Source organism: Citreicoccus inhibens (genome assembly GCF_019039035.1).
GTDB lineage: Bacteria > Myxococcota > Myxococcia > Myxococcales > Myxococcaceae > Citreicoccus > Citreicoccus inhibens.
On the sequence record NZ_JAHNZT010000046.1, the window covers coordinates 1 to 24524 of the forward strand.

Consider the following 24524-nt stretch of genomic DNA (forward strand, 5'->3'; position numbering starts at 1 on the left):
GAGCCGATGGTACTCCGCGGGAAACCGCGTGGGAGAGTAGGTCGCTGCCGGATTCTTTTTGAGAAGCCCTCGTCGCCTTCATGGCGCCGGGGGCTTTTCCTTTTTCTGCGCCTCACGCGCGCGACTGGCCTGTGGCGCCGTGCCGCCCAGCGCTGGGCCTTGCTGCCCGTGCCTCCTGCGCTTCGCGTCTGGGGCGTGTGAGCCGCGCTCCTTGCTCGCGGTAGGACCTGGCGGGCCTGCTGGCCCGGCGAGTGCCCCCGTCCGTGGCCGGTCCCTCGTTCGCTGGGCGCGGGCTGGGACTCAGGGCCCCCGCTCAGGCGCGAACGCGGGGCGGATACCTGTCACCTTCACACTCTTGATGTCGGCTCCTGCTTTGGCGGGGCTCAGCGCGAAGCTGGGGAGCCCACGAGGGTCTGTTTCCAGGCGGGACGGGTGCTGATGCGCTCCCACCATGCGGCCAGATGGCGGCGCGTCAGGACGAGGTCGTCCTGCTTCGCGGTGAAGAGGAACTGGAACGTGGGGACGTAGACCAGGTCCGCCAGCGAGTACTCGCTTCCGGCGAGATAGGGGCGGCTCTCCAGCGTACGGTCGAGCACATCCAGGACGCTGGCGACGAGCTCTCGAGCCCTCTCGACCTCGGCTGGGTCGGTCTTCCCTCCGAACCTGGGATTGAGGAACAGCTGCTTGCGAATCTCGAAGACGGGCGGCTGGAGGTACGACGGCTCCACGCTCACCCACTGGTCCATCACCGCACGGGTCTTGGCCTCCGAGGGCATGAGGCTGGGCGCGGAGGAGGGGAGACTGTCGATGTAGCGGACGATGGCGCCGGACTCATAGAGGCGGAAGTCCCCGTCGAAGAGGACGGGGATCTTCGCGAAGGGGTGCCGTTCTCGGTGCTGCGGCGTGCGCTGCTCACCTTGGGCCAGGTCCACGAGGACAAGCTCGGCGGTGTGGCCCTTCTCTGCCAGCGCGAGCAGGACCTTCAGGGTGCAGGTGCTGTAGGTATTTCCGTAGAGCTTCATGGCGGATCTCCGTCAGCGGCCGGGCCTCTTTCGACGCCGGCATCGTGAGACCTACCCTGCGCTCTCTGGGTGTCAGCTGTATGTCAGCTATGTTCTGGGGCTGGTGACCGCTGCCTCCAGTGGTCCGCATCTGGGAATCGTGCTTGGCGCCGTGGGGCGCGCTTCGTGCCGCTGGGGGAGGGGCGATGTCCACGACCTGTTGTGCTCCGCTTCGGCTCGGTCATGCTGCGCGTGCGCGCTCGCCGTTGTGCCCGCGTGGGCGCCAGTGGCGGACTCCGTGGCAAGCCGAGCCAAGAGGCCGCGAACTCGATGGGGCCTCTCTTCGCCGGTCGATCAGAAGATGCCCTGTCCCGGCGTGAGGATGTGGTCCGGGTCGTGGCGCCGCTTGGCGTGCTCGAACCGCTCCCAGTCGGGGTGGAAGTGGCGGCGCCAGTCTGCTGCGGTGAACGGTACGGCATCTACGGGATAGATCTTCCCTCCACAGGCCGTGAGCCGGTCGAAGATGGCTCGGTTCTTCTGCACGAGGGCTGCGACGTTCTCTGGCGTCGGTGGGATGGCGGTGCGAAGCATCGAGAAGAGGAAGATGTGGCGGTCGTCGGGGGTGCGTAGGAAGGGCGTGGTCAGCTCCGAGGCGCGGAAGGGGTAGAGGAGGATGGGGCCTTGGCCCATGTCGGCCTCGGTGGTCTGAGAGAGAACCTCCTGGACGAAGGACTCGGCGGCCCGGGCGGGGACGAACATGTCCAGCCACGGATGGGGAAAGCCCCAGACCCCGAGTTGTTTGAGGAACTCGATCAGCGGAGCGAGGCGGTTGGCGAAGTCGAAGTAGCTGCCGTCACTCACCTGGAGCGTTGCCGGCTCGAAGCCCAGACCTGTGAGGAGTCTCGCATCGTGGGGCTCCGCACCTGGGGCGAAGTACTTCACCACCTCGAGTTGATACGCCCAGCCCCCATTGGAGGCGACGGCGGAGCCCTCGACGTAGTCGAAACGACCGTCCTCGATGAGCCTCCGCTGGTCCTCCATGAAGCGGTGGAGGTCGTTGTAGCGCGCGGTGTACGTCCGTGCGCGGGGCGGCACCTCAACGAGCCTCACCCTGGCTCGCACGATGATTCCAAACTGGCCCAGGCCCGAGCGCACGGCGTCGAACAGGGGGCGCTCATGTGTGCGCGAGCACCGCACGAGCTCACCTTGCCCCGTGACGACGTCCATCTCCATGACGTTGTCCACCTGGAGTCCCCAGCGAAAGGCCTGCCCGCCGATGCCCCCCGCCGACAGGGTCCCACCGATGCTCAGCTCGATGTAGTCGGTCAGCACTGGCGGACTCCTGCCTCGGGGAGTCGTGGCCTGAAGCAGTTCGTGCCAGCGGACGCCTGCATCCACCCAAGCGCTGTCTTCGCCAATCTCGTGGATGCTCGACAGCGCGGACATGTCGATGACGATGCCTGCCTCCACCTGGGATTGGCCGAAGGTGCTGTGGCTCTCTCCGAGGCCCCGCGCCCCGGCAATCTTCAGTCCCTGGTGCCGAGCGAAGCGGACCATGGCCACGATGTCCTGCACCGAGCCGGGAATGAGAACCGCCCAGGGCATGCGGTGGCGGATGTGTCCGAAGTCCTCGGTGGCCGCGGCCCTCGATTCCGTGTCCATCCGCAACTCGCCATCGAGTCTCGGCAGAGGGACCGCGCCAGTCTCCATCGTGGAGGCCCAGCTCCGGGTCATGGGATTGAACGCGACAGTCACCAACGCACCTTGGAGCAACGCTCGCCTGGAGACGGTTCGACTCGACATTCACTCCTCCTTCTTCGGCCGCGCCCCCTATTCTGAGGCGGGCCCCCGACAATTGTTCTCTCCCCCTGGCTCCAGAGGTCGGGGGTTCTTGTAGGGATGGAGCGGAATTACGGCGCCATGGCTGCGAAACGACAAGCGGCCCGTACCGACATGCCGGTACGAGCCGCTTGCTGACGGGACTGCGTGCCTCGGAGCCCTCGTCAGTTGACGAAGACTTCAGCCAGCGCCGCGCGGACGGCCTCCTTCAACGCCGGAGTCTCCAGGGGGGCCCCCTTGCTCCGGACCTTTAGCGTCGCCAGGTCGAGCTTCCGACTGGGTGGGGCCAGGAAGTCATCCGATACCCGACGCAGATGGGAGCCGAACTTCCCCGCATCGACATCGGCGCTGTAGCAACTCGTGAACGTCGACTCGCGGTCGTTGTTCTTCACGAGGAGCGAGAGGCGATAGACGTACGGCCGGCTCCGACTGAAGGCAAACTGGCCGAGCGAAACCCGCATGTGATTGCCATGGGCATCCGGTGCGGCGTAGTCGACGTCGAACTCGATGACTTTCGCCTGGGTCATCAAGCGATCCAACGCCTTGCACTTCGCCCCGGGGGTGCCTCCTGGCGCGGGTGAATGATTCTTCGCGCCTTCGAGGTTCGCCTTCTTCGCGAGTTCCGGTGGAATCAACGCGTGCTCCAGATTGGCTCCCTTGAAGATTGCGCCCAGGAGGTTGCACGACACGAACCTCGCGTGACGGAGGTCGGCATCGGTGAAGTCACAGCGGCTCAGGTCGCAGTCGACGAACTGGGCATGTTGGAGAGAGGCTTTCCGGAAGATGGAGCCCTTGAGGTTCCAGCCATTGATTCGCGTGGCGAGTGCCCATGACGACTTCTGCGTCACCTTGGCTTGGGTGAAATCGCACTTCACGGCCTTGATGCCGCTCTGGTACACGATGGTGGTGAGGTCGGCCTTCTGGAAGTTGGACCCGCTCATGTCCGTCCTGCTGACGGAGAACGACGGCCAGAAGGAGCTGTCCAGGACCTGGCCGGCATGATTGCCCTGACGGCCGGCCTTGGGCTTCTGCTCGACGGGCTCCTGATTCGGCTTGGGCGGAAGTGGCCTCGACTCGTTCCACACGTCGAACGCGGTCGTCGAGAAGAGGTGCCCCTCCTCCAGGTGCTCCAGATACTTCGCGTCTGTCACCTCGACCAGGAGGTCGAAGCTGTGCAGGCTTTTCCAGGCGGCATCGAGGAATGCCCCGGTGCCCTTGTCCTCGAGCGGGGAGAGCTCCGCGCGGAGCTTCTCGAGCTTTCTCTCGGGGAGGGCGTTGTGCCGCTTGAGGAGCCGAACCCGCTGGATGTACGTCGGCGTGTTCTCGGCGTGCCAATGTTCATCGTAGTCGGGTCCTCCGACCTCGTCGATGAGCGACGAGCGGGCTTTGGCGACCTTCTTTGCCAGCGCCAGGCGTGTCTTCGCGACTGCTTTCGGAGACCCCTTCGTCAGCGCTGGAGTGTCGCCTGCGCGCGCGCGGGCATCAATGAGCAGTAACAAGGCGAAGGAGCGTGTGTCCGCGTAATCCTTCATTCCCCCCGCGAAGCCTGTCAGGCAGTGCAGCGTGACGGTGCGCCCTGCGAGCTTCCCCACACGAACGTAGTAGCAATCTGACGACACAGGTCACTCTCCTGGAAGTCCTCTGGGGCTGGACTCTATGCGATTCTTGCCAGCTCGCTTCAGCGGAAACGCTGTGGTTCGGTGTTCGCAACTCAACAGGGATGAGTGGGGCCGTAGACTCCGCGGCGCTCAGCCCGGTGGATTGTCTATCTCTCCGCCGCCAGCGTCGCGGATGACCGCTCCAATCCGCCGGTCCTGTTCCACACGCAGGTGGAGCGCGAGTTCGAAATGCACGGGTTTGCCTCGACCTTCTTGCGGCCGACCGGCTTCACGACGAATGCCTTGATGTGGGCCTCGCTGATTCGTGAACGCGGCATGGTGCAGTGTCCTTACTGGCTCGCGGCGAGGTCTCTCATTCACGAGCGGGACATCGTGGCGGTGACCGCGCGCGTCCTCGTCGAGGCCGGACATGAAGGCGCGAAGCACGTCCTCTCGGGCCCCGAGACGTTGACCCAGTTCGAACAGGTCCGATTGATTGGCGAGGCCTTGCGGTAACCCCTCCGCTACGGGGAGTTCTCCCCTTGAGGAGGCGCGCAAGCAATTGCTTGCCGCGAGGGGAAGCGAACGATTCGTCGCGACCGCCCTGTCGGGCTGAGCTCGGAGGGGCACCGAGCCCGAAGTCACCACCCACACCGTTTGAGAGGTGTGGGGCACGCCGGCGCGCACGTGCCGTGAGTGGGCGGAAGACCCTGCCTGCGACTTCGGTGGGGCGGTGGCTCCGTGAGGCCGTTCGAGAGCGCGGTCGCCGTTATCGCGGGCGGCACAATGGGCCGCGGGCTGGTTGGGTCGCCAGGCTCTTGGTGACGAATGGCTCGAAGGTCCTCGTCACATGAAGGCTGACGGCGCGTGCCATGATTTGGGGGCCACTTGGGGCATGTCGGGGGCATCGTGAAGGCGGCGCTGTTTGGCTCCTCCTTTGTCTTCATGCCGGGGCGGAGGTCGTCGTGGATGATGCCCTGGTTCTGCCTCACGTCAGCGGATCGCGGGGCCGAGTCGTCACTCCGGGTCGAGTCGCCTCGGTCCGGGGCCTTGCTCCCCGAGCGCGTCCTGGGGATTTCGCAGCGGGAATGCTCGAGCGAGAGGCACCCGCAGCCTCAGCTCGGAGGGAAGGGCGTTGGGGGAGCGAGGCGTGGTGTCGAGAAACCGCGAGATTCCCGCCCCGCGCAATGGCACACGTGTGCGCGCCGGCTTGGCCTGCTTTCCTCAGCCGCTCGACTTCAGGTGCGAGCGCGAGGCGGCGAGGTGACGCGAATGCGTGATTGCGCCTCGGTTTCAGGTCGCTCCCGTTCCCCATGGGGCCTCGGGCCGCTGCGGCCAGTGAGGTGCGATGGACGCTCCCGCGTGGCGGTGTTCCGGGGGCGTGGGAGGGGGCAGGCTTTCATGGTCGCCATGGAGTGCGACCGAGGTTGGCGCCCCGTCCTCGCGCCGAAGTCCTCTGGGGGGAATAGGGCGCGGAAGCTCTTCAATTTTTGCGCGCCGCGGGGAGCATGCGCATCTTGCCGTCGGTCACGAGCGCGTTGGCTCCGTCCGGTGCCGCGCAGTACCACGTGAAGTTCTGGGGCGCCAAAGGCCGCGTCTTCATCTCCGGGAGGGCGCGGCGCGGCGTATCGTGAGCCCTTCACTGAGCAGGGGGACCCGTGAAGCCGTTGGATGACAAGAGACTGGCCGAGACCTCCACGCGATGGACCTCGGCCTCCCGTATCGAGTGCTGGCGAGCCCTTCCTCCCGACGTGCGGCAGGCTGTGCTGGAGATGTGGAGGAGTCCGCTCGACATTTGGAGCCACACCACGGAGGACGTGACGCCCCTGCTCAAGGAGATATCCAGGCTGCGCAAGGCGTTGCAGCACGACCGCGAGCGGCCGAAATAGGACCGTTTCGGTTCGCAGCGCCCGAGGTCGCGGTCGATTCTCTGCAACACCGCCGCTCCACGTGTCTCCTCTCCATAGGGCCGGGTTTTCCTGTGGATTTTCGTGAGGACGATATGAAGACAGCGACATGTTTCCTGGGGCTTCTCTCCGTGCTGGTGGTGGGTTGTGGCAACTCCGACGCGGGGGAGGGAGGCGGAGGAACGTCGGACACGGCGCTCCAGTGTTCTTCCGTGGGCTGGTGCACGACGTGGGAGTCCGACCACCAGGTCGTGACGGATGCGCCTCCCCTTGCGGGTGGCACGCTGACCGATGGCCTCTACCGCACGGAGAAGGGCTATGGCTTCCGGGAGGCCATGCTCATCCAGGGGAAGTCCATCCTCCTCATCGCGGGGAACTGGAGCAACTTCGTGGGCACCTGGAAGACGGAGGGCGAAAAGCTCATCGTCTCCGTGAGCGGCAGCTGCAACGACTCCTACGATGAGCCGATGACGACGACGTTCACCTATGCCTTCGCCGTCAAGGGGGAGGAACTCTACACGCGAGAGCTGGATCGCTCCAACATGCCCGTGGTGGGCTGGCGCAAGGTTCGCTCGCTCTGTGAGGAGGACGCCTCGTTCAACTGCAAGGCGAGCAACTGCGCCTGCATCACGACGACGAACAAGACCCTCGTCGGGCAGCCTGGCTGTTCCTGAGCTGTCGTCGTGCGAGGGCAGGGCGGCTGGTGACGAGCGTCCTCCGAGGAATTCCTGCTCGGGACTCATACTCCCTGTCCGAATGTCTGCCTTGAGCACCTGCCGTGAGCGGGAGGGTGTGGCGCTCGCTCCGGCCTCTCATGGCAGACTCGGGTGTCGAGTTCGTGGATTCGGAGCGCTGCTGTTCCGTCACCCCGCGGGCGTGATGCAGGGAGGGACAGGGATGCGCTCGGGTGTCTCCGAGGCCCTCGAGGCCATGTTGGAAGCGATGGGAGAGCCACTGGCCACCCGTCTTCGGGTGGCGCCAGGCGGCCGTGAAGCGGTGTCTCGCGCGCTGGAGGCGGCCGCGTCGCTCCGCGGTGTCGCGCCGGCGCCCCTCGACTTCGCGCGACACCTGGGCGCGCAACTGGTGAAGGCGGAGGACCCGGCGCTCGCGCTGGAGCGGCTGCATGCCAGGGACCTGGCGCTGGCGCTCGCGTGTGCGACGCGACTGCCCGGCGCCGACGCGCGGTTCGAGGTGGAGGTCCTCCAGCGCATGCGGGTGCCGCTGTCGCGAATCCACCCGTCACCCGCCTTCGCGGACGAGGTGCTGCAGACGCTTCGCGCCAACCTGCTGATGCCGCGCGCGGAGGAGCCACTTCGGTTGCTGGGGTACGCGGGCGTGGGCTCGCTGGTGCAGTGGGTGAACATGGTGGGCGTGCGGCTGGCGCTACGGCTGAGGAAGGCCCAGGGGGCCGCATCGCAGGTGGATGCCGAGGTGCTGGCCGCGTGCCCTGCACCGGGGGGGCTGGAGCTGAGCGTCATCCGCGAGGACGCGAGGGCGCATGTGCGGGCGGCCTTCGTGAATGCAGTGGCTTCGCTGGATGACGAGGACCGGGAGCTGTTGCGCCTGCACTTCGTGGAGCGGCTGTCATTGGAGAAGATGGGGGCGCTGTATGACCTGCACAAGTCGACGCTCTCTCGTCGCTTGAGCGGCGTCCAGGAGACGTTGGAGAAGCGGACGCGGCGCTTGCTGTCGGAGCGGCTGGCCTTGCGTGAGGCGGAGCTGGAGAGCCTGGTGCGCACGCTTCATGGCCGGCTGGACTTGAGCTTGTCAGGGCTGCTGGGAGGGCGTGAGTGAGCTGTCCCGAGGAGAACACGCTCGCGCGGTATGTGAATGGGCTGCTGGGCGCGGATGGGGCTCGCGAGGTGCGCGTGCACGTGGCGGGTTGCTCCGAATGCCGGAGCGTGCTTGCGGCGCTGAGCGCGATGGAGGTGCCTCTGCCCGACGCGGGACAGCTCGTCACGGGCAGTCGGGTAGGACGCTACGTGGTGCTGGGGTTGCTGGGGGAGGGGGGCATGGGCCGGGTCCATGCCGCGTATGATCCGGAGCTGGACCGGAAGGTGGCGCTGAAGCTGCTGAACCTGGGGCGGCTGCGAGAGGACTCGCTGACCGAGGCTCGGCAGCGGCTGGAGCGCGAGGCCCGGACGATGGCGCGCCTGTCGCATCCGCACGTGGCGCAGCTCCACGATGTGGGGGAGTACGAGGGACAGCTCTTCTTGGTGATGGAGTTGGTGGAGGGCGGCACGCTGCGGCGGTGGCTGCAGGAGAAGCCACGCGCACGCAGGGAGCTGCTCGCGCGCTTCATCCAGGCGGCGGAGGGGCTGGCGGCGATGCACGCGTTGGGCATCGTCCACCGGGACTTCAAGCCGGACAATGTGCTGCTCACGCGGGACGGGCAGGTGCGCATCACGGACTTCGGCCTCGCCAACGCGACCGCGGTGCAGGGCGCGGCGAGGTCCGGGGGCGTACCCCCGAGCCGAGACACCCTCACGTTGACGGGGGCGGTGCTGGGGACACCGGCATACGGCGCACCGGAGCAACTGCGAGGCGAGCGCGGTGATGCGCGCTCGGACCAGTTCGCCTTCTGCGTGGCACTCTATGAGGCGCTCAACGGGCAGCGTCCCTTCGAGGGCGCGACGCGCGACGAACTCTTGTCGTCGATGGAGCGGCAGGCGGTGCGGCCCGAGTCGCCGGGCGTGCCGGGTTGGCTCAAGGCGCTGGTGCGCCGGGGACTGAGCGTGGACCCCGCCCGGCGCTTCGCGTCGATGGCGGCTCTGCGAGTCCAGCTCTCGCGGGACGCGGGGGCTCGGAGGCGCAGCGCTGTCACGGCGGTGGTTGCGGGCGGGCTGGTGGGGCTGGGGTTCCTCGTGCTGGGGCCGACCGCGGCGACGCCGAGCGAGACCTGTCAGGGCAGTGCGCGACACCTCGCGGGGATCTGGGATGCCGCCGTGCGCGAGTCCACGCACCAGGCCTTCCTCGCCACTCAGGCGCCCGACGCAGAGGCGTCCTTTCAGGCCGTGGCCTCCTCGCTGGACCAGTGGACCCGAGACTGGGCTCACGCGCATCAATCCGCCTGTGAAGCGGCGCATGTCTTTGGGGAGCAGTCGGAGGCCGTGTCGGGGCTTCGGATGACGTGCCTGGACCGGCGCCTGGGCGAACTGTCCCGGCTCACCGTGGCGCTCCAGGGCGCGGACGCTCGGACGGTGGAGCGGGGCTTCGGGTTGGGGCACTCGCTCGGTGGCGTGGAGCCGTGCGCGGACGTGCGGACCTTGCAGGAGGCGGTGTCGCCCCCGGACGACCCGAGGGTCCGCGCGGAGGTGGACGCCGTGCGCGTGGAGCTGGCGCGGGCGCACGCGGAGATGCTCGCGGGCCATACTCCGGAGGCCCTGCGAATCGTGCTCCCGGCCCGCGCGCGCGCGCTCGCCACCCGGCATCGCCCCTTGGAGGCGGAGGCGCATCAGCTCTGTGCGTTCTTGCAGGAGGACTCGGGCGCGTTCGAGGCCGCGCGCGACTCGTTGGCGCAAGGCGCGTTGGCGGCCGAGGCCGGGAGGCATCTGGGAGTGCTCGGGCGGGTGTTGCGGGCCCAGGCCTGGGTGCTTGGGTCCGACCTGGGGCGGCCTCAAGAGGCCTGGCCCGTCCTGAATCGGGCGCGTGCGGTGGCGGAGACGCTTCGGGACGCGGAGCTGGACACGCTGTTGGACAACGTGCAGGCGGAGCTCCTGGAGCAAGAGGGCCGCTACGAGGAGGCGGAGCCGCTGCTGCGGGCTTCGGTGGAGGCCGTCAGCGCGCGGGGACAGACGGACGCTCACGCGGAGCTGAGTGGCCGGCTGGGCCTGTTGGTCCGGCGTCAGGGGCGGCTGCTGGAGGCGAAGCGCTGGCAGGAGGAGTCCCTGCGCCTCCACGAGAAGCACTACGGCCCGGCGCACCGGGACACGGGACGGGCCTTGCTCAACCTGGGAGGGACGCTGGCGCTCCTGGGCGAACTGGAGCGCGCTGAGTCCATGCTCCAGCGGGCGCTTGGAATCCTTCGCCAGACGCTGGGTGAGGAGAACCTGTCGGTGGCCCGGACGCTGTCCAATCTGGCCCTGGTCTATTTCGAGTGGGGGCACGGCGCCCAGGCGCGAGAGGCCGCGGAGCAGAGCTGGGCCGTGGTGCGCAAGTGCGTGGCGGCTGACAGCCCGGTGTTGATGGGGATGGCGTCGAACCGGCTGGGCGTCCTGGGAGAGCAGGGCGAGCGGCGGCTGGAGCTGGCGCACGCGCGAGAGGTGTTGGCGCATCGCGAGCGCGCCTACGGCGCCGCGCACCCGGAGGTGGCCCTGGACGCCCACGAGGTGGGGCGGCTGCTGCGCCTGATGGGGCGGCCGGACGAGGCGCGCGGCTTTCATGTCCGAGGTGTCGCGCTCCAGGAGCCGTGGGTTGCCAAGGGCGAGGTAGACGGCGCGGGGCTGCGCGCCCTCGCGGATGCGCTCCTGTTCCTGGGGCGGGTGGACGAGGCGCAGCGCCGTGTGGAGGAGTCGCTCGTGAGGATGGAGAAGGACCTGGGGCTCCTGTCGTCCGAGCGCATCGAGGCGTTGCTCGTCCTCGGGGATGTCCAACTCGCACGAGGCCAGCCCGCCGAGGCCCTGCCCCCCCTGCGGACCGCGCTGGAGTCGCTCACGAGCAGGCAGGTGGTCTCCGCGCGTGTGCCTAGGGTGCGTCGTCGGTTGGCGCAGGCGCTTCGCCAGACGGGGGCCGAGAAGGCGGCGTGTGCGGAGGCACAGCGAGCCTGGGAGGAACTCTCCGTCTGGCGTGTGGCCTATGCCCAGGAGACGCGAGAGGCCCGGGCCGAGTTGGCGCACTGCCCCGGTGGGTAACCCAGACCGGCGCGTCCCGGCCCGAGTTGTGCTCGCTTCGCAGGCGGTCTTGGTCGCGCACCGTGAGGCGTTGGTCGGCATTGGGCAGGGGCGAGGTTTGGACCGGGAGGGAAACCTGGCTCCGTGTGCGCTGGCGAGTCCTCCGGCCCCAGCACCTGGGACCCACGCCTCAGTAGTACTTCGCGCATTCATCCCAGTTCGCGACGTAGCACTCCCCTTTGTAGATGCGAGCGACGTTGGGCGGGCACTTCCCTGGTTCCGATGACTGAATCTTCACCCAGCACCTCGGGCGTTGCTTCAGGTCCGTGGCAAAGTCATCGCTTGGATCTGTTGGGATGATCTGCCCATCCACCGGGTCGTTTCGGAGCACCACCACGGCCGCTGCCGCTCCAGCAAGGAGGACAGCAACGCCAATCGCTACCACCATCGGTCGAGTCAAGACGTCTCCTGGGAGTCCGCAAGGATCCGAGTTCAGAGGTTGGTGTGGGCTGGTGGCGCAGCCCTCGCGCCGGGCACTCGCGGCATGTGTCTTTTAGCTTGGAAGTCGATGAATCTAAAACTTCGAGGTGAATCAAGCGTTGAGGGAGGGGCCTAGTGAAATCCTCTCCAGGGCCGGCGTGACTGGGCCTGCCGGTCCATCAACAAGGTGCTCGAGCGATGCGGAAGAAGAGTGGGTTCTCCTGGATGCTGATGTTGAGCGGATTGGCGCTGGCCTCTGCTTGCGATCGCGAGCCCAGGCCTGTCGAGGTCATTGCCTCTCACGGGCCCGGCGACCTGGTGCTGCTGATGGAGCGAGAAGGGGGCGCGGGCCCCTACGTCGCGAGTACGGCGGAGCGCTTCCGGGTTGTCGCCTCGGGAGAAGCGTTCAAGGCGGTGCGCTGGAGTGCCACCGCCGGTGCGCTCGAGCCTGACGCGGAGCACGTCACCTGGCGGTTGCCCTCGGAGGGGACCGCTTCGTTGTCTGTCACCGTCGAGACGGAGTCTGGGAAGACGGCGGAGGGTTCGTTCCACTTCAGCGTGGTGGCCGCTCCGCTCGCGGCCAGCGCGGCGATCGACACGGGGCCAGACGTCACGGGAGGTCATTGCGAACTCGCGTTTGACGACGCGGGACAGGGGCATGTTGTCTATACGAACGATACCCATAACAGCCTGTGGTATGGGATTTGGGACGGCACGACATGGAAGACGGAGCAGATTGATGGTCCCGGCTTCAACACCGGTGGCACCTTCATCACGAAGCCCGTGCTGACGCTCGACGCGGCGACTGGCACGCCGCACGTGGGTTATCTCAAGGGGGCGGGTGTCCTCTCCACCGCCACGCTGCGCGTCGGATATGCCACCCGCGTGAATGGGGCATGGGTTCGCGAGAACCTGGACTCTGATGCGACGACCAAGCTTGGCATCGCGCTCAACCCCGCGCAGGGAAAGCAGCCCGTCCTCGTCTTCGCCAACAACTACGTGGGCACCATCCGGATCGCGACTCGGACGGCGGCCAATACCTGGTCCATCGCGGTGCCGGCCCTCAGCACCTCCCACCTCACGGGTGAGCCCGTCTTCGATGCGAGCGGGGCGCTGTATGTCATGACGAATCAGGCCAACACCCCTGCCGTCAACTACCTGCGAGTCATCCGGGGCTCGGTCATCGACAACTTCCGGGTGGAGGAGACCGGCACCGTGTCGCCTTGGCTCGCGATGGTCTGGGGGCAGGGCCAGCACCTCCTCGCGCTTGCAAACGGAATCCCAGAAGGGGGCTGGTCCGCAATCGATGACATCACGGTGGGGACGCCGCTGTCGGCCAGCACCGTGAGCTCCTCCCCGGTCGACTACAAGTTCGACGCCTCGGATCTGGCGTACGGCGGGGGCCGGCCTGTCGCCGTCCTCCGCAACGGGACGGCCATGGAACTCAGCACGCCGGACGCGCAGGGGCTTTGGACGTACACCCAGCTGGGGACCGTGGATGCCGCCATGCGCCCGAGTGTGGCGATCCGTCCCACGGATGGCACGCCGCACGTCTGCTATCAGCGGGGCGGCAAGGTGAGCTTCCAGTAGGTTGTCGCCCGCGGAGGCCAGCCTCGGTGTCGAGGCTGGCATCTCCAAGCGGCGACGCCTGCTCAATGGGGCCCCCCCGCGGGCGCGCCCCTCTCCAGGTGATTGGTCATGGCCTCGGACACGGCGAGGCGCCTGCCTCGTCGCGGCGCGCTTCCGAGGGCCTATTCCTTCAAGGCCTTCACAGGATAGTGGCCGGTGTAGGAGTGGAATCGCTGCTCCAGCTTCCCGGGCACGAGCACGCCCGTGTCGAACAACTTCAGGATGAAGTCCTCGTACTTCGTCCCCTGGGAGAAGTCCGCGCGACGCAGCTCCTCGTAGAGCAGGTAGGCCAGCACGTGCATTCCATCGTCGTGGTCGCGGAAGAAGGCCGCGCCCGTGAGCGGCTTGCCATCCCTCGCGCGGAGCAGGCCCTGTCGCTCGCTGACGAAGACGTCGATGGCCTCGGCGCAGTCCTCCTCCGTCAGGCCCTGGGCGGTGGTGTAGCCGAACGCCGGGTCATGCTCGCGGACCAGCCGCTGGAAGTAGGGGTCTGCCTCCAAGGCCGTCAGCCGCGCGTCGATGGCGCCCTCGCGCTTGAACGGAGGGTGGAGCAGCTCGTGCAATGCGGTCTTCACCGTGACGCTCAACGGGTAGGTGAGGTCGGTGAGGAAGTTCCAGCCCGTCACCCGGATGCCGTGGGGTTTGGCGAACTTCAGGACGTGGGCGTTCAGCTCCTCCACGTGGAGCGCCCGACCGAGGACGTCCTCGTCCCAGCCCACCACATCATGGGCCGCCACCTGGGCGCCGAGCTGCGCGATGGCCTGCTCGACCTGGGGCAGGTACTCCGCGCGCCAGATGCGAGAGAAGTCGATGCGTTGGAGGAACGCGAACAGCACACCCAGGTCCTGACGCACATCCTCCATCTCGGAGAAGTCGGAGTCCTCGCCGTAGCTCGTCGCCTTGAAGTCCTGGCGCATCGCCTTCCAGGCGGCGTCGTCAGCCACCGTCCTGGCCAGTCCGTCCACGGTGGCGGCGCCTGTGACGGAGAAGACGAGCGTCAGGTGGGGACCCACCATCGTCCCGGCCTGCTTTCCCATCCGCTCGGTGAGGTGTTCGAGCGCGGCCTTCTCCCTGGGCTCGAGCAGGGCGGAGAAGCGCTGGAACTCCGCGGGATAGAACTGCGTGTAGAACGCGTCGCCACGCAGGAGGTTGAGCAGGCAGAGGGCGTCATACGCCTCGGAGGGACGTAACACCCAGTGCGTGCGCCCCGCCTCCACCCGAGTGAGGGCCGGCGCGGGGGGCGTGGGGACCTCCTGGTGCGCTGCGCAACCGGATGACACCAGCCACAGCGTGGCGAGGAGGACCCGGGTGGGTATTCCCCGGCGGGAGTCGGAGGGCCGGGAGCGAGCGGGGACGGGGAAGTCGAGCGGGGCCGGAGTCATGGCGTCGAAGCTGAACCCCGTCGAGCGGGAATGTCTTGGACGAAAATCACCCCGTTGGACGAAACGCGCAGCCCGTGAGCCGTCGCCGGTACTCGGCGGGGGTCAGGTGGAGTCGCCGGTTGAATTCGCGCGTCATGTGACTCTGGTCGCAATAGCCCGCCTCCAACGCGATGTCGCTGAGGGCGTGCCCCGTCTCCCGCAGGGCCCGGCTGGCGCGCTCCAGTCGAGTGCGGCGCAGGTGGTCGGCGGGAGTGCACTGGAAGAACTGGCGGAAGCCGCGGCCCAACTGCGTGGGGCTCACCCCTGCCTCCCGAGCCAGTTGAGCGAGAGTGGGCGGCGGCCCTCGGCTCGCATCGAGTTGGTCGCGCACCCGCGCGAGCCACGCGGGAGGGGCCGACGCCTTCTGGGGCTTCGTGGCGCGGACGGCCTCGGCCAGCAGCTCCAGCGCGAGCCCTTCGATGGCGAGCGTCGCCACGTCATCTCCACGGTGGAACTCCTGATAGAGGCCCGCGCTCAGCGTGGACATCCGCGCGGAGGTCAGCTCCATCCGGCTGTTCAGCTGGGAGACGAGGGGGGCGCGCGACCGCCAGAACGACTCGGAGAAGTCGATGTTGAAGGTGCGTGTGCGCTGTCCGGCGATGCGCTGCTCGTGGGCGACCTCGGGGGCCTGGAAGGCGACCGACCTGGGAGGACATTCCCGGGCACGTCCTTCCATCACGTCGGTGAAGCTGCCTTCCAGCGTGAGCCGGAAGCCCGCGTGCCGGTGTCGGTGCCGGGCGAGGACGATGCCGGGAGCATAGGTGCTCTCCGTCAGGACGAGCCCCGCCACCTCCAGGCGCTGGAGCGGTGTGCCGAGATAGCGACCAAATCCAAGGACAGGTGCGGAGGACACGAAGTCCCAATGCACGGCCCGCGAATCGATTGCAATCTCCAGGCGCCAGGGCCATTGGGCTCGACCCTGGCGTGGCGCCGTGGGGGGGGGCGCAGTGCCACTTGGGCGAGCCGAGCCTGGGCGCTCCCTGACGCAGCGACCGAGGCCCGGGGAGCCACTGCCCCGGGCCTTCCTGGCAGCGCCGCGGGTGCTTGCGGAGCGGTGTGTCGCGATGGTGTCTTCCCGCGTGAGGATGTCCGCGTGGGCCGTGGTGATGGAGTCGCCCCGCTCGGCGCTCGGTCCTAGGGTTGTGTGACGTGCACGAGGCTGGTCATCGCGTCTACGTACAGCGTCGTGTCGTCGGCATGCAGCGGCAGCAGCGGAGTGACCGACACCTGGTTCAGCTTCGTCTTCCGAAGCTGTTGCGTGGCCGGATCCTTGAACACGGCGTACGGGACATCTTGGATGACGTAGGGCTCGCCCTCCACGTGCCCGATGATCATCAACACGTGCCCGGGAACGACGATGAGATCCCCCACCTGTGCTTGGGCGAGCGCGCGCAGCCGCTCGGTGTGCGAGTCCTGAGCCGTGAAGAGGCGGTGCTTCAGCGCTTCGCTCTTTCCTTGCAGCCCGGAGTTGGGCGGCAGGAACAGCCCCATGCTCCGGTACACGTCGCTGGTCAGGCCGCTGCAATCGCGCGCATTGAACTGGTGCCCCCAGCCGTAGCGCTCGCCGAGGAACTTGAACGCCTGTCGAAGGATGTTGGCGCGTGTCAGCGGCAGATAGCCCGGTGCGGTATCGGCGGTACGACGCAGCAGCGCGCTCTGGAAGACCAGTGTCCCGTCCTGCTCGCGCGCCGGTAGCAGCACTGGCCACGATGCATAGCTGCTGGCGCCGTTGATGGGGTCTCCGGCGGGCACATCGGCCCGTGGCAGCGCGACCCCCATGTCGAGTTCGAGTTCGGACACTCCGGGGGCTTCTGGCGTGAAGACGGTGCGTACCTGATCGCCCGTGACGACACGCCCGGGCGCTCTCGTCACATACGAAAACACCGTGTCCGCCGTGCCTTCCGCGACATCTCCGCGCTGGACCCACGCGGGCCCCTGGGTCGTCAGGACGAACAGCCATTGCTGATCCGCGCTGTGATGCGCGATGACGACCGGCTCGCCTGGGAACAGGACGCCGGCCTGCAGGCTTTCGTAATCGCGCAGGTTCTCCGCCGCGAAGAATCGCCGGGTGGACGGCAGTGACCGCAGAGGCGTGCGCCGAACGCTGAGGCCATAGCGCGCGGTGGTGGCTTCGGGGATGTGCGCAGTTGCTGCGTTCTGGCGCAACTCTGCGCGCATGGCCTCCGTCACCGGCTGCCCCTGTTCGTCGATGGCCGCCTGGATGGGAGTCTGCTGCGCCTCTTGGATCCAATTGGCGACCTGCGTCCGCGTCAGCGTCGCTGGGATGCGCTTCAGGTCGACCAGGCCGCCCGCTGGACCGAATGCGCGCATGCGCTGCGTTGCCACCTGGTCGGCATCGAGCAGCACCTTGTCGGGAGATGGCGCGCGGCGGATCCAGAACTCGGGCGACAGCATGTCTTCGCTGAACGCGGGAACCCCGGCTGGAGATACGGCGAGCGCGGATGGCGTGGCGCAGGCTGCGAGGCCGGCGGTGGTGCCCACGACCATGAGCGAGAGAGCCCGCATGCGCCAAGTGCGTGCTTCCACTCGGCGCGTCGTCGCAGGTGTCTGGGCGGACGGGGAGTCCAGGCGGCTCATTCGTTCAACTCCGTGAGGGGACGGCTCCAGGCGGCCGTACTTGCGTGCCGAGACGAGCAGGTCATGCCACGTGTGGCCGGCTGCTCACCCATGGATCCAACGAGCGCTCAGCGCGATCTATTTCACCTGTGCGCGGTGTTTTCACCGAGAGGCCCCCTGGGCTGGCCCGCGTCGCCGTGTTCGCGGTGGAGGATTCCGATGACGACGTCATGGGAGCCCTGGGACACGCTGCTCGAGGTGTCGTCGCTCCAGCCTCTCCTCGGCCGGTCGGTCCGCCTTCATGGCTGCGTGCCTCCTTCACGGAGCCACTCACAGGAGCACGGAGCCCCTTCTTGCGAGGAGGGGGCGCGGGCAGCGAGAAGCAGAATCATGCCCCCACGGAGGATGAGGCGCGGAACGGTACGAACTTGGGCGTCAGGCCACGCAAAGGGTTGCTAGCGTGCTCGGATGGCGACGAAGAAGACGCAGTCCACCGGTGATGGGGCGCAGGACCGGCCTTCTCCTTGGCGTGACGTGAACACGTTCCTGAAGGATGGCTGGCCCTCGTTCGTGGAGACTCACTCGGACGGCTCGCCGCAGGCGGAAGCCCTGGATGGGGCGGTGACGGAGGCATTCACGCTCTGGGGCGCGCCAGTTCCCCCCGATCTGGCCTCGCTTTTCGAGCCGCTTGCTTCGCGCGCGTCGCCACCGCTTGCGCAGTTCAGCATCGGCTCGTACGTACCCCGGCTGGCGAAGATAGGGAACCTGGCTGAACAGCGCCTCGTGGCGGCCCAGCACTATCGACCCCTGTGGAAGGAACTCCTCGCTGGCGTCGTCGAGGTTGGCTCCACTTCGGCGGGTGACATCTGGATGTATGGCCGTGAGCCCCAGCGCGGCAATGCGCGGGCTCAGATCTACCTCTACAACCACGAGACGGAGGAACTCGAAACGCCACAAGCCGCCGACCTTGATGCGCTCGTGTTTCGCGCGGCGCTTGTGCGAGCCCATCAGCAAGGTGAGGTGGATGCGGCGACGCTCGCGACAGCAGGCAAGGCGCTCGAGGGCCGCGTTGGAGACCTCTGCTTCGAGGACGTGTTCCCGGGGTTGACGCCATACAAGGCCGACGCAGAGCCGGCCTACAGCAACGACCTGAGGGCGGGTTGGCTCGCGACGCTGCTCACGGAGGTGGATGCCTCCGACACGGAGTTGCGCGGAGCCTTCTCCCTGGAGATGAACAAGCCGCTCACCGAGGCGTTGCTGGCTTCGAACGTGGAGCGCTTCAAGCACTTTCCCCCGGCCGCGTTCTACTTCTGTCTGGCCAGCTTCTTCGCTGGCGATGATGCGCGGCTCGCCCAGGCTCTGGAGTTGAGTCGATTGAGTGAGGCGCCGCTCGTCAAGGACCTCGTCACGTTGGTGGAGGAGCTGCGCGCGGGGCGCAAGGCGTTGGGCATCATTCCGGACGTGCAGGCCTTGCGTGCGCGGGTGATGGCGCTGGAGCTGTGGGACCCAGAGTCGAGGGCGCGGGCCTTCGAGAAGGCTGTCGCCGCGGCCCAGGAGCCGGTCGCGCGCGCCGCGAAGGAGGGCACGCTGGACGCGTTCGCCTGGGCTTCGGCGAAGGACTCCGCGGTCCTCTCCGCCGTGGAAAAGGCCTATGCGGACGATGCCTCGATGGCGCAGACGCTCTCCCTCGTCTCGCGGTGGACGAACGAGGAGGGGTATCGCGACGAGGCGGTCATCGCCCAGCTCATCGAGGAGGGGGACCGCCGGCTGGCCCCGCTGCTGGTGGCTCGCGCGCGGAATGAGGAGGATCGCGCGAGCGGCCTCGCGCTGGATGTGCTCGCGGAGTGGGCCGAGCCACGCAGCGTGGAGTTGGTGAAGGACACCGCCAAGGTCGTCGACCGCTTCCACCTCAAGCGCCACGCCTTCATCCGGCTCGTGCAAGGCGTGGGCGACCCAGTGCACGCGAAGGACTTGTTGGCCATCATGAGAGCGCATCCCCCCAAGGAGGGAGACTCAGGGCGCAACAAGATGCTCGCCGCGGTGACGTTCGCGCTCGGTGAGTTGGGGGACCCCGCCGCGGGCGGCGTGCTCCTTCCGTACCTGGACTCCCAGGCGACGGACGTAGGGTCGGAGGCGCCCATTCCTTTCTGCGACGCGGTCCTCTTCGCTGTGGGGGCGTTGGGGGAGCCGCGAGCCCTCGCCCCACTGGTGGCGAAGGTGGAGGCGAACAAGTGGGCGCCCTCGGGCTCTCCCGCGCTGTGCTTCGCGCTTGGCCGGCTGGCCTCGGATTCGGACGCCGAGACTCGGCAGACGGTGGTGTCGATGTTGGATGCGAACCGCATCACCCGGTTCACGGAGATTGGGATGGATCAACAGCCCCGTCAGCGGACGCGGGCCTCCCTGTTCAGCGAAGTGGGCGGACAGACGCGCACAACGGCCTGTCAGTTGATGTTGGAGGACGCGTTGGCGGGCCTCACCGAGGGGGCCGCGCGAGAGGATGCGCTGGCCAACGTGAGAGAGCTCGTGACGGGAGTCCTGGTGGGCTGGGAGTCGAGGCAGAACGTGCAGTGGCGCGGGTACGAAGGGTACGCGCTGCTGGCCTGGGCGCTGCTGGCGCTGCGGCGTCACCCCGAGCTGGGGTGTGAGCTGGCGAAGCCGTTCGTCGGCTTCTCCGTGCCGCTCGTGCGTCATCTGGCGAAGCAGGTTGTGCGCGGATAGCCGGCCCGTGCGCTGGGAGTCTCCAGGCGGGGGAAGGCGAGCCCCGTCTGGAGTCCCCGGCCTCCAGTTGAAGACGTGGCTGTTCGGCCGCTCCTCACGCTCTTCCGTGGGACGCCTCCGTCTCCGGGGCTTGCCCAGGTTGAAAGCCTCTTCTGGGATTGCTCCAACACCTCTGCCCGAGGGCGGACGCCACGTGGGTGCTGCCTGCGGGATTTGGGAGGCGGCTATCACTGTCAGCAGATTGCGGGGCACTGCGCAGGCCCGTAAGGTCGATGAGACTCAGCAGTGGGACGATGGAGACGAACGTGACACGGCGTGCTTTGGTTCTCGGTGGCGGCGGGGTGGCTGGGATTGCTTGGGAGATTGGTGTGTTGGCTGGACTTGCCGAGTCCGGCATCGACGTCACGAGCGCCGACATGGTGGTCGGCACGTCGGCGGGCTCGGTGGTCGCCGCGCAGATCACCAGTGGACTGTCGATGGCGGAGCTGCTTGCCCGACAGGTGGATCCGGCGCTGCAGTGCGAAGAGCTGGTTCCGGTGCTCGAGCTTCAGACGCTGTGGGCGGCGATCGGCGCCATCATGAACGAGACGAAGGATGTCAACGAGGCGCGGCGTCGTTTTGGTGCGCTGGCGCTGTCCGCGAACACGGTGAGCGAGTCCGCCCGGCGAGCGGTGATCGCGGGCAGGCTACCCGAGCACAAGTGGCCGCAGCGCCGGCTGGTGTTGCCGGCGGTGGATGCGCAGACCGGCCTGCCGCGGCTCTTCACGAACGACTCGGGCGTCGAATTGGTCGATGCCGTCGCGGCAAGCTGTGCAGTGCCCGGCATGTGGCCGACGACGACCATCGAGGGCAGCCGCTACCTCGATGGGGGCATCCGCTCGAACGAGAACGCTGACCTGGCAGCCGGGTTCGACCGGGTGCTGGTCCTCTGCGTGATGGAGATGCCGGGGGCCGCGCAGTGGCGGCTCGACCTGGACCCCCAGGTCGCCGCGCTGCGGACGTTCGGCAGCCGGGTCGAGGTGATCCGGGCGGACGAGGCCGCGGTGCGCGCGTTCGGCACCAACCCGCTTGCCCCCAGCACCCGGACGCCGTCCGCGCAGGCCGGTCTGGCGCAGGGGCGCGCTGAAGCGGACCGAATCCGCTCGCTCTGGATGTAGTTCGGCGGCGGTGCCAAGCCGTTGCGGTACGTCGGCTGTGGGGCCCATCAATCACTTCGAGACAGCATCGAGTGATGGATGCGGCCCTTCGCAACGGTCGAGGCCGGCTGATTCCGCGCGCGAGCGCTGCCCTTCGATTGGAATGCGCCGTCGAGTGGAGGGGGGGATGTGTGCCCCTCGTTCACGGGGCGTCCGATGAATGCTCTCAATGGGGCAGCAGGGCCAGAATGTTCGCGAGCTGGTGGGTCTTGGCGGCGCGAACGGGGAAGCTGTGTTCCAAAGGCTACTCATGGTCAGGACGTCAGGGTGTCTTGGTAGAGTCCTGGCCTCCAACTTGAGCAGGAGAGGAACCCTCATGGACAGACGACGACATGCAACCTCGACGCGCCTGCGCGCGCTCGGGCAGGCTGCGCTGGTGGTGGCAGGTCTGGGGATGGGAGGTGCCGCGCTCGCGCAGCCCGGCTCCTCCGATCCCGCTGACGCGGAGATCGCCCGAGACGAGCTGGGCCAACGGCTCTACACCGTGGACCTGCGGGTGGACGCGCAGAAAGACTTCTCACAGGACTTCACCCCGAGCGAGCGCTTCGCGCCGTACCTTGCCGGGCAGGCCGTGAACCTCGTGCAGTCCCTGGAGGCCCAGTACGGCTTCCAGGCTCGACAGATGACCAGCGTCACGCGTCTGAGCTTCACCGCTCCGCTGACGGAGGCGCAAATCAAGGCGCTCGCCATCGACCCCCGCGTGGTGGACGTCGCCCCCGCCATCCTGATGTACCCGAGCACCCCACCCACGGACACCACCGCTGTCTGGCGTGACTCCGCGAACACCACCGCCGAGCCGCCCTACTCGCAGTGGAAGCTGGTGCTTCCCTCGCTGCCGGCCATGCAAGCCTGGGGACAGCGCGCGGTGAACAACGCCAGCCCGGCCGTCGTGGCCAATGGCCCCGTTGTGTACGTGCTCGATGTCGGCACCGGGCTGCACGCCGGTCTCCCCAACGTCGTCGAGCGCGTCAACGGCGTGGTGCCCCTGGGCAATGACTGCGGCTCGCGCCCGGGCTTGTCTGCTTGCACCCCCGCGCAGCTCGCGAACGTGGTGGGGTGCTATAGCCACGCGACGATGGTCGCGGGCGTCGTCGGCGCGTCGAATGCGCAGGGCGGCACGCGCGGTGTCTACCCGGGTGTGAGTATCGTGTCGGTGTCGCTCTACCGGCCTCCCGCGGGCGCCCACGGCTGCGTGTCGGGCCCGCTCACCAACTCGGCGGATGTCGCGCAGGCGCTGGACTGGATTGGCAACAACATCCTCGCGACCAACCACACGGGGCGACCCAGTGTCGTGAACCTCTCCTTCAATTGGTCGTTCAACAGCCAGGTGCCCACCGGGTTGCTCGCGCAGATTCAGGCCGTCACGCACATGACGCCGGGGGCCCTCTTCGTTCAGTCCGCCGGCAACTTCTACCGGGACGCCTGTGCTAGCGCCTACACCCCGACGCAGGTCAATGACGGCGTGCTCGTGGTGGGCGCCATCAACGCCCACGGCCAGCCCGTGAGACCCCTCAACGGAGTTCCTGGCTTCTGGAAGGACGTTGCGGGCCCCCTGCATCAGTCCGGCTCGAACTATGGCGCCTGCGTCGAGGCATGGGCCCCGGGGGACGCGGTGCTCACCTCGGTCGGGGACGTCACCAACCAGCAGGGCGCGACCACGTACTCTTCATACGCCTACGTCTCTGGCACCTCTCTGGCCGCGCCGCATGTGGTGGGGCTCGCCGCGGCGCTCATCGCGAGCGACGGGACGCTGACCACTCCCGCGCTGGTGGAAGCCAAGGTTCGCTCCACGCTTCGGAACCTGGGCTCGCACGATGCCGATGGCCTGTCCATCTTCCTGCCCTCGCTGAACGCCGCGGAGAAGAACAAGGTGTGGAACACGCCCTACGCGGAGCTGTGGGTGACGCAGCAGTGCTACATCCCATACTTCGCGACCTTCGTATCGGGCTGCACCTTCCTCCGTGAGCCGGGGGAGGAGGACCGCCCCAATCTCTTTCGCGACCACGACACGCTCTACCGGCGTCCGAACATCGTGCCGCTCATGAGCCTCGACTCGAAGGGGGAGGGTAGCTACACGTGCGACGTGAAGTTCACGGACACGGGCTTCGAGTCGCACGTCGTGGCCACTGGCCAGAAGCAATACTTCATCGGGCTGGACGCCACCGCGCTGGGCTCCTCGTTGCCGGGCACGCTGTCCTCGACGTTGTGCCCATCCGCCACCGTGCGACTCGCCACGGATTGACGCCAGCCTCGGAGATGCCCGGGCGCGGCATGGGGCCCGGGCATCTTGACGAGCGTGGATGCCCCACGTGTTCCCTTGAGCCTGCCATGGCCCATGAATGCGCCATGCGGCAGAGCGGTGGCTCGGTCCGTGCGCGGTGCCCAGAATTGTCCAGATGTTCAACTGCACGCACGTCAACAGTCCCTCCTCGCCTGCGTGCGGCCGATCGTCCAACGTCTTCACGCAGCCCCGTGTGACGGTTGCGCCGATAGAGGCCGATATCACGGCCACGGATGCGGCCTCGTTGCTTTCGTCAAGCTAGACACCAGGCTTGCCGCGTCCTTGGTGTCCACGGAGGCGGCTCAAGCCGATGGGATAGCCTTGATGCCCAAGCGCCGCAGTGGGCGGATGTTCTTCGCACCGCTACGCCTCTTGAATGAGCGCCTTGAGATCCTTGTTTTCAAGCGTGCGGCTCCCGCGCCAGCTCCTGTCCAGGCCGACACGAAGCATTGCCCTGCCGAGGTCAATCGACCGGATTCCCAGGGGCGGAACCATCTTGAGGAGTGGGGCGAGGAGCCAGCGAGTCGCGCCTGTCGGCTGCATCGGGAGAATGCCTGCCGGACGCACGTTGGCCAGACGGGCCAGCTTCAACTCCGCCAGCCTGTCTTCGGCTTCAGCCTTCACCCTCGCCCACATCATGGAGGATGTGCGCTTTGTCCCTGACCCCGATAGATAGACAAAACTTGCGTCAGGGCTCTCCGCGAGGAGTGTACGGGCGGCAGCCAGGGCGTAGGTGACGTGAATCTCGCGGTACGGGGCTTCGCCCTTGACGTTCCTCACCGAGGTTCCGAGGCAGAACAGGCAGCTGTCCGCCCCCTTGAAGTGGTGCGCGATGCCTCCGAGATTGGCGAAGTCCGACCATGAGACCTCGCGGAGCTTGGGGTGCGAAATGCCCAGTGGACGACGCGTGATGGACCGGACCTCCGACACCCCGGGTTCCGCAAGGCAGGCCTGGATGGCGCCTTGGCCTGCCGTACCAGTCGAGCCGAAGACGACCACGATCTGTCCCTTGCTAGTTGGGTCTTGAGTCATTTCTGGACGGCCTCCC

At 67.5% G+C, this 24524-nt stretch carries 17 protein-coding genes; 9 read left to right on the plus strand and 8 right to left on the minus strand.

Features of this window, described 5'->3' with window-relative positions:
• Positions 1 to 383 precede the first annotated feature (383 nt).
• The 3 genes from KRR26_RS32490 to KRR26_RS37725 all read right to left on the minus strand — a co-directional run bounded on the left by KRR26_RS32490 (position 384) and on the right by KRR26_RS37725 (position 4459).
• The gene (locus KRR26_RS32490; RefSeq protein ID WP_217081715.1) at positions 384 to 1022 is read right to left on the minus strand and encodes a glutathione S-transferase family protein; all 639 of its coding nucleotides are present in this window, start codon (positions 1020 to 1022) and stop codon (positions 384 to 386) included.
• A 333-nt stretch (positions 1023 to 1355) separates the two neighbouring features.
• Positions 1356 to 2663, minus strand: coding sequence for an FAD-binding protein (locus KRR26_RS32495; protein WP_236069414.1), 1308 nt, complete (start codon positions 2661 to 2663; stop codon positions 1356 to 1358).
• Positions 2664 to 3004: 341 nt separating this feature from the next.
• Positions 3005 to 4459 carry a pentapeptide repeat-containing protein gene (locus KRR26_RS37725; RefSeq protein ID WP_217081717.1) on the minus strand — a complete coding sequence of 485 codons (1455 nt, stop codon included), beginning with the start codon at positions 4457 to 4459 and terminating at the stop codon, positions 3005 to 3007.
• Between the two features lie 228 nt (positions 4460 to 4687).
• Between KRR26_RS37725 and KRR26_RS32505 the strand changes: the two genes are divergently transcribed.
• The 5 genes from KRR26_RS32505 (at position 4688) to KRR26_RS32525 (ending at position 11195) form a co-directional block, all read left to right on the plus strand.
• Positions 4688 to 4954 carry an SDR family oxidoreductase gene (locus KRR26_RS32505; RefSeq protein ID WP_217081718.1) on the plus strand — a complete coding sequence of 89 codons (267 nt, stop codon included), beginning with the start codon at positions 4688 to 4690 and terminating at the stop codon, positions 4952 to 4954.
• Between the two features lie 1142 nt (positions 4955 to 6096).
• On the plus strand, positions 6097 to 6327 hold the full coding sequence (locus KRR26_RS32510) for a hypothetical protein (protein ID WP_217081719.1): 231 nt from the start codon (positions 6097 to 6099) through the stop codon (positions 6325 to 6327).
• 113 nt (positions 6328 to 6440) lie between these two features.
• Positions 6441 to 7019, plus strand: a complete 579-nt coding sequence (locus KRR26_RS32515) for a hypothetical protein (RefSeq protein ID WP_120211210.1) — start codon at positions 6441 to 6443, stop codon at positions 7017 to 7019.
• A gap of 223 nt (positions 7020 to 7242) precedes the next feature.
• Positions 7243 to 8139, plus strand: coding sequence for a transcriptional regulator (locus tag KRR26_RS32520; protein ID WP_217081720.1), 897 nt, complete (start codon positions 7243 to 7245; stop codon positions 8137 to 8139).
• A complete protein-coding gene (locus KRR26_RS32525; protein ID WP_217081721.1) occupies positions 8136 to 11195 on the plus strand; it encodes a protein kinase domain-containing protein in 3060 nt (1019 codons plus the stop codon). The genes KRR26_RS32520 and KRR26_RS32525 overlap by 4 nt, the downstream gene beginning before the upstream one ends.
• A gap of 169 nt (positions 11196 to 11364) precedes the next feature.
• On the opposite strand, the gene KRR26_RS32530 is transcribed toward KRR26_RS32525, so the two are convergent.
• Entirely contained in the window at positions 11365 to 11571 is a 207-nt protein-coding gene (locus KRR26_RS32530; RefSeq protein WP_147423144.1) for a hypothetical protein, read from the minus strand.
• Between the two features lie 281 nt (positions 11572 to 11852).
• Here KRR26_RS32530 and KRR26_RS32535 point away from each other — a divergent pair, with 281 nt between their 5' ends.
• Positions 11853 to 13244 carry a hypothetical protein gene (locus tag KRR26_RS32535; protein WP_120211038.1) on the plus strand — a complete coding sequence of 464 codons (1392 nt, stop codon included), beginning with the start codon at positions 11853 to 11855 and terminating at the stop codon, positions 13242 to 13244.
• A gap of 161 nt (positions 13245 to 13405) precedes the next feature.
• Here the strand turns inward: KRR26_RS32535 and KRR26_RS32540 are convergent, their stop codons facing one another.
• The 3 genes from KRR26_RS32540 to KRR26_RS32550 form a co-directional block, all read right to left on the minus strand.
• The gene (locus KRR26_RS32540; protein ID WP_328707245.1) at positions 13406 to 14476 is read right to left on the minus strand and encodes a hypothetical protein; all 1071 of its coding nucleotides are present in this window, start codon (positions 14474 to 14476) and stop codon (positions 13406 to 13408) included.
• A gap of 235 nt (positions 14477 to 14711) precedes the next feature.
• Positions 14712 to 15572 carry an AraC family transcriptional regulator gene (locus KRR26_RS32545; RefSeq protein ID WP_328707246.1) on the minus strand — a complete coding sequence of 287 codons (861 nt, stop codon included), beginning with the start codon at positions 15570 to 15572 and terminating at the stop codon, positions 14712 to 14714.
• Between the two features lie 266 nt (positions 15573 to 15838).
• Positions 15839 to 17302 (minus strand): SH3 domain-containing protein, encoded by a 1464-nt coding sequence (locus KRR26_RS32550; RefSeq protein WP_236069415.1) that lies wholly within the window; start codon positions 17300 to 17302, stop codon positions 15839 to 15841.
• Positions 17303 to 17749: 447 nt separating this feature from the next.
• Here KRR26_RS32550 and KRR26_RS32555 point away from each other — a divergent pair, with 447 nt between their 5' ends.
• The 3 genes from KRR26_RS32555 (at position 17750) to KRR26_RS32565 (ending at position 23437) form a co-directional block, all read left to right on the plus strand.
• Complete coding sequence (locus KRR26_RS32555; protein ID WP_217081723.1) at positions 17750 to 19999, plus strand: hypothetical protein; 2250 nt, start codon at positions 17750 to 17752, stop codon at positions 19997 to 19999.
• Between the two features lie 293 nt (positions 20000 to 20292).
• Positions 20293 to 21156 (plus strand): patatin-like phospholipase family protein, encoded by an 864-nt coding sequence (locus tag KRR26_RS32560; RefSeq protein ID WP_120211034.1) that lies wholly within the window; start codon positions 20293 to 20295, stop codon positions 21154 to 21156.
• 355 nt (positions 21157 to 21511) lie between these two features.
• Positions 21512 to 23437 carry a S8 family serine peptidase gene (locus KRR26_RS32565; protein ID WP_217081724.1) on the plus strand — a complete coding sequence of 642 codons (1926 nt, stop codon included), beginning with the start codon at positions 21512 to 21514 and terminating at the stop codon, positions 23435 to 23437.
• Positions 23438 to 23839: 402 nt separating this feature from the next.
• On the opposite strand, the gene KRR26_RS32570 is transcribed toward KRR26_RS32565, so the two are convergent.
• Positions 23840 to 24475 (minus strand): Rossmann-fold NAD(P)-binding domain-containing protein, encoded by a 636-nt coding sequence (locus tag KRR26_RS32570; RefSeq protein WP_217081725.1) that lies wholly within the window; start codon positions 24473 to 24475, stop codon positions 23840 to 23842.
• Positions 24476 to 24524 lie beyond the last annotated feature (49 nt).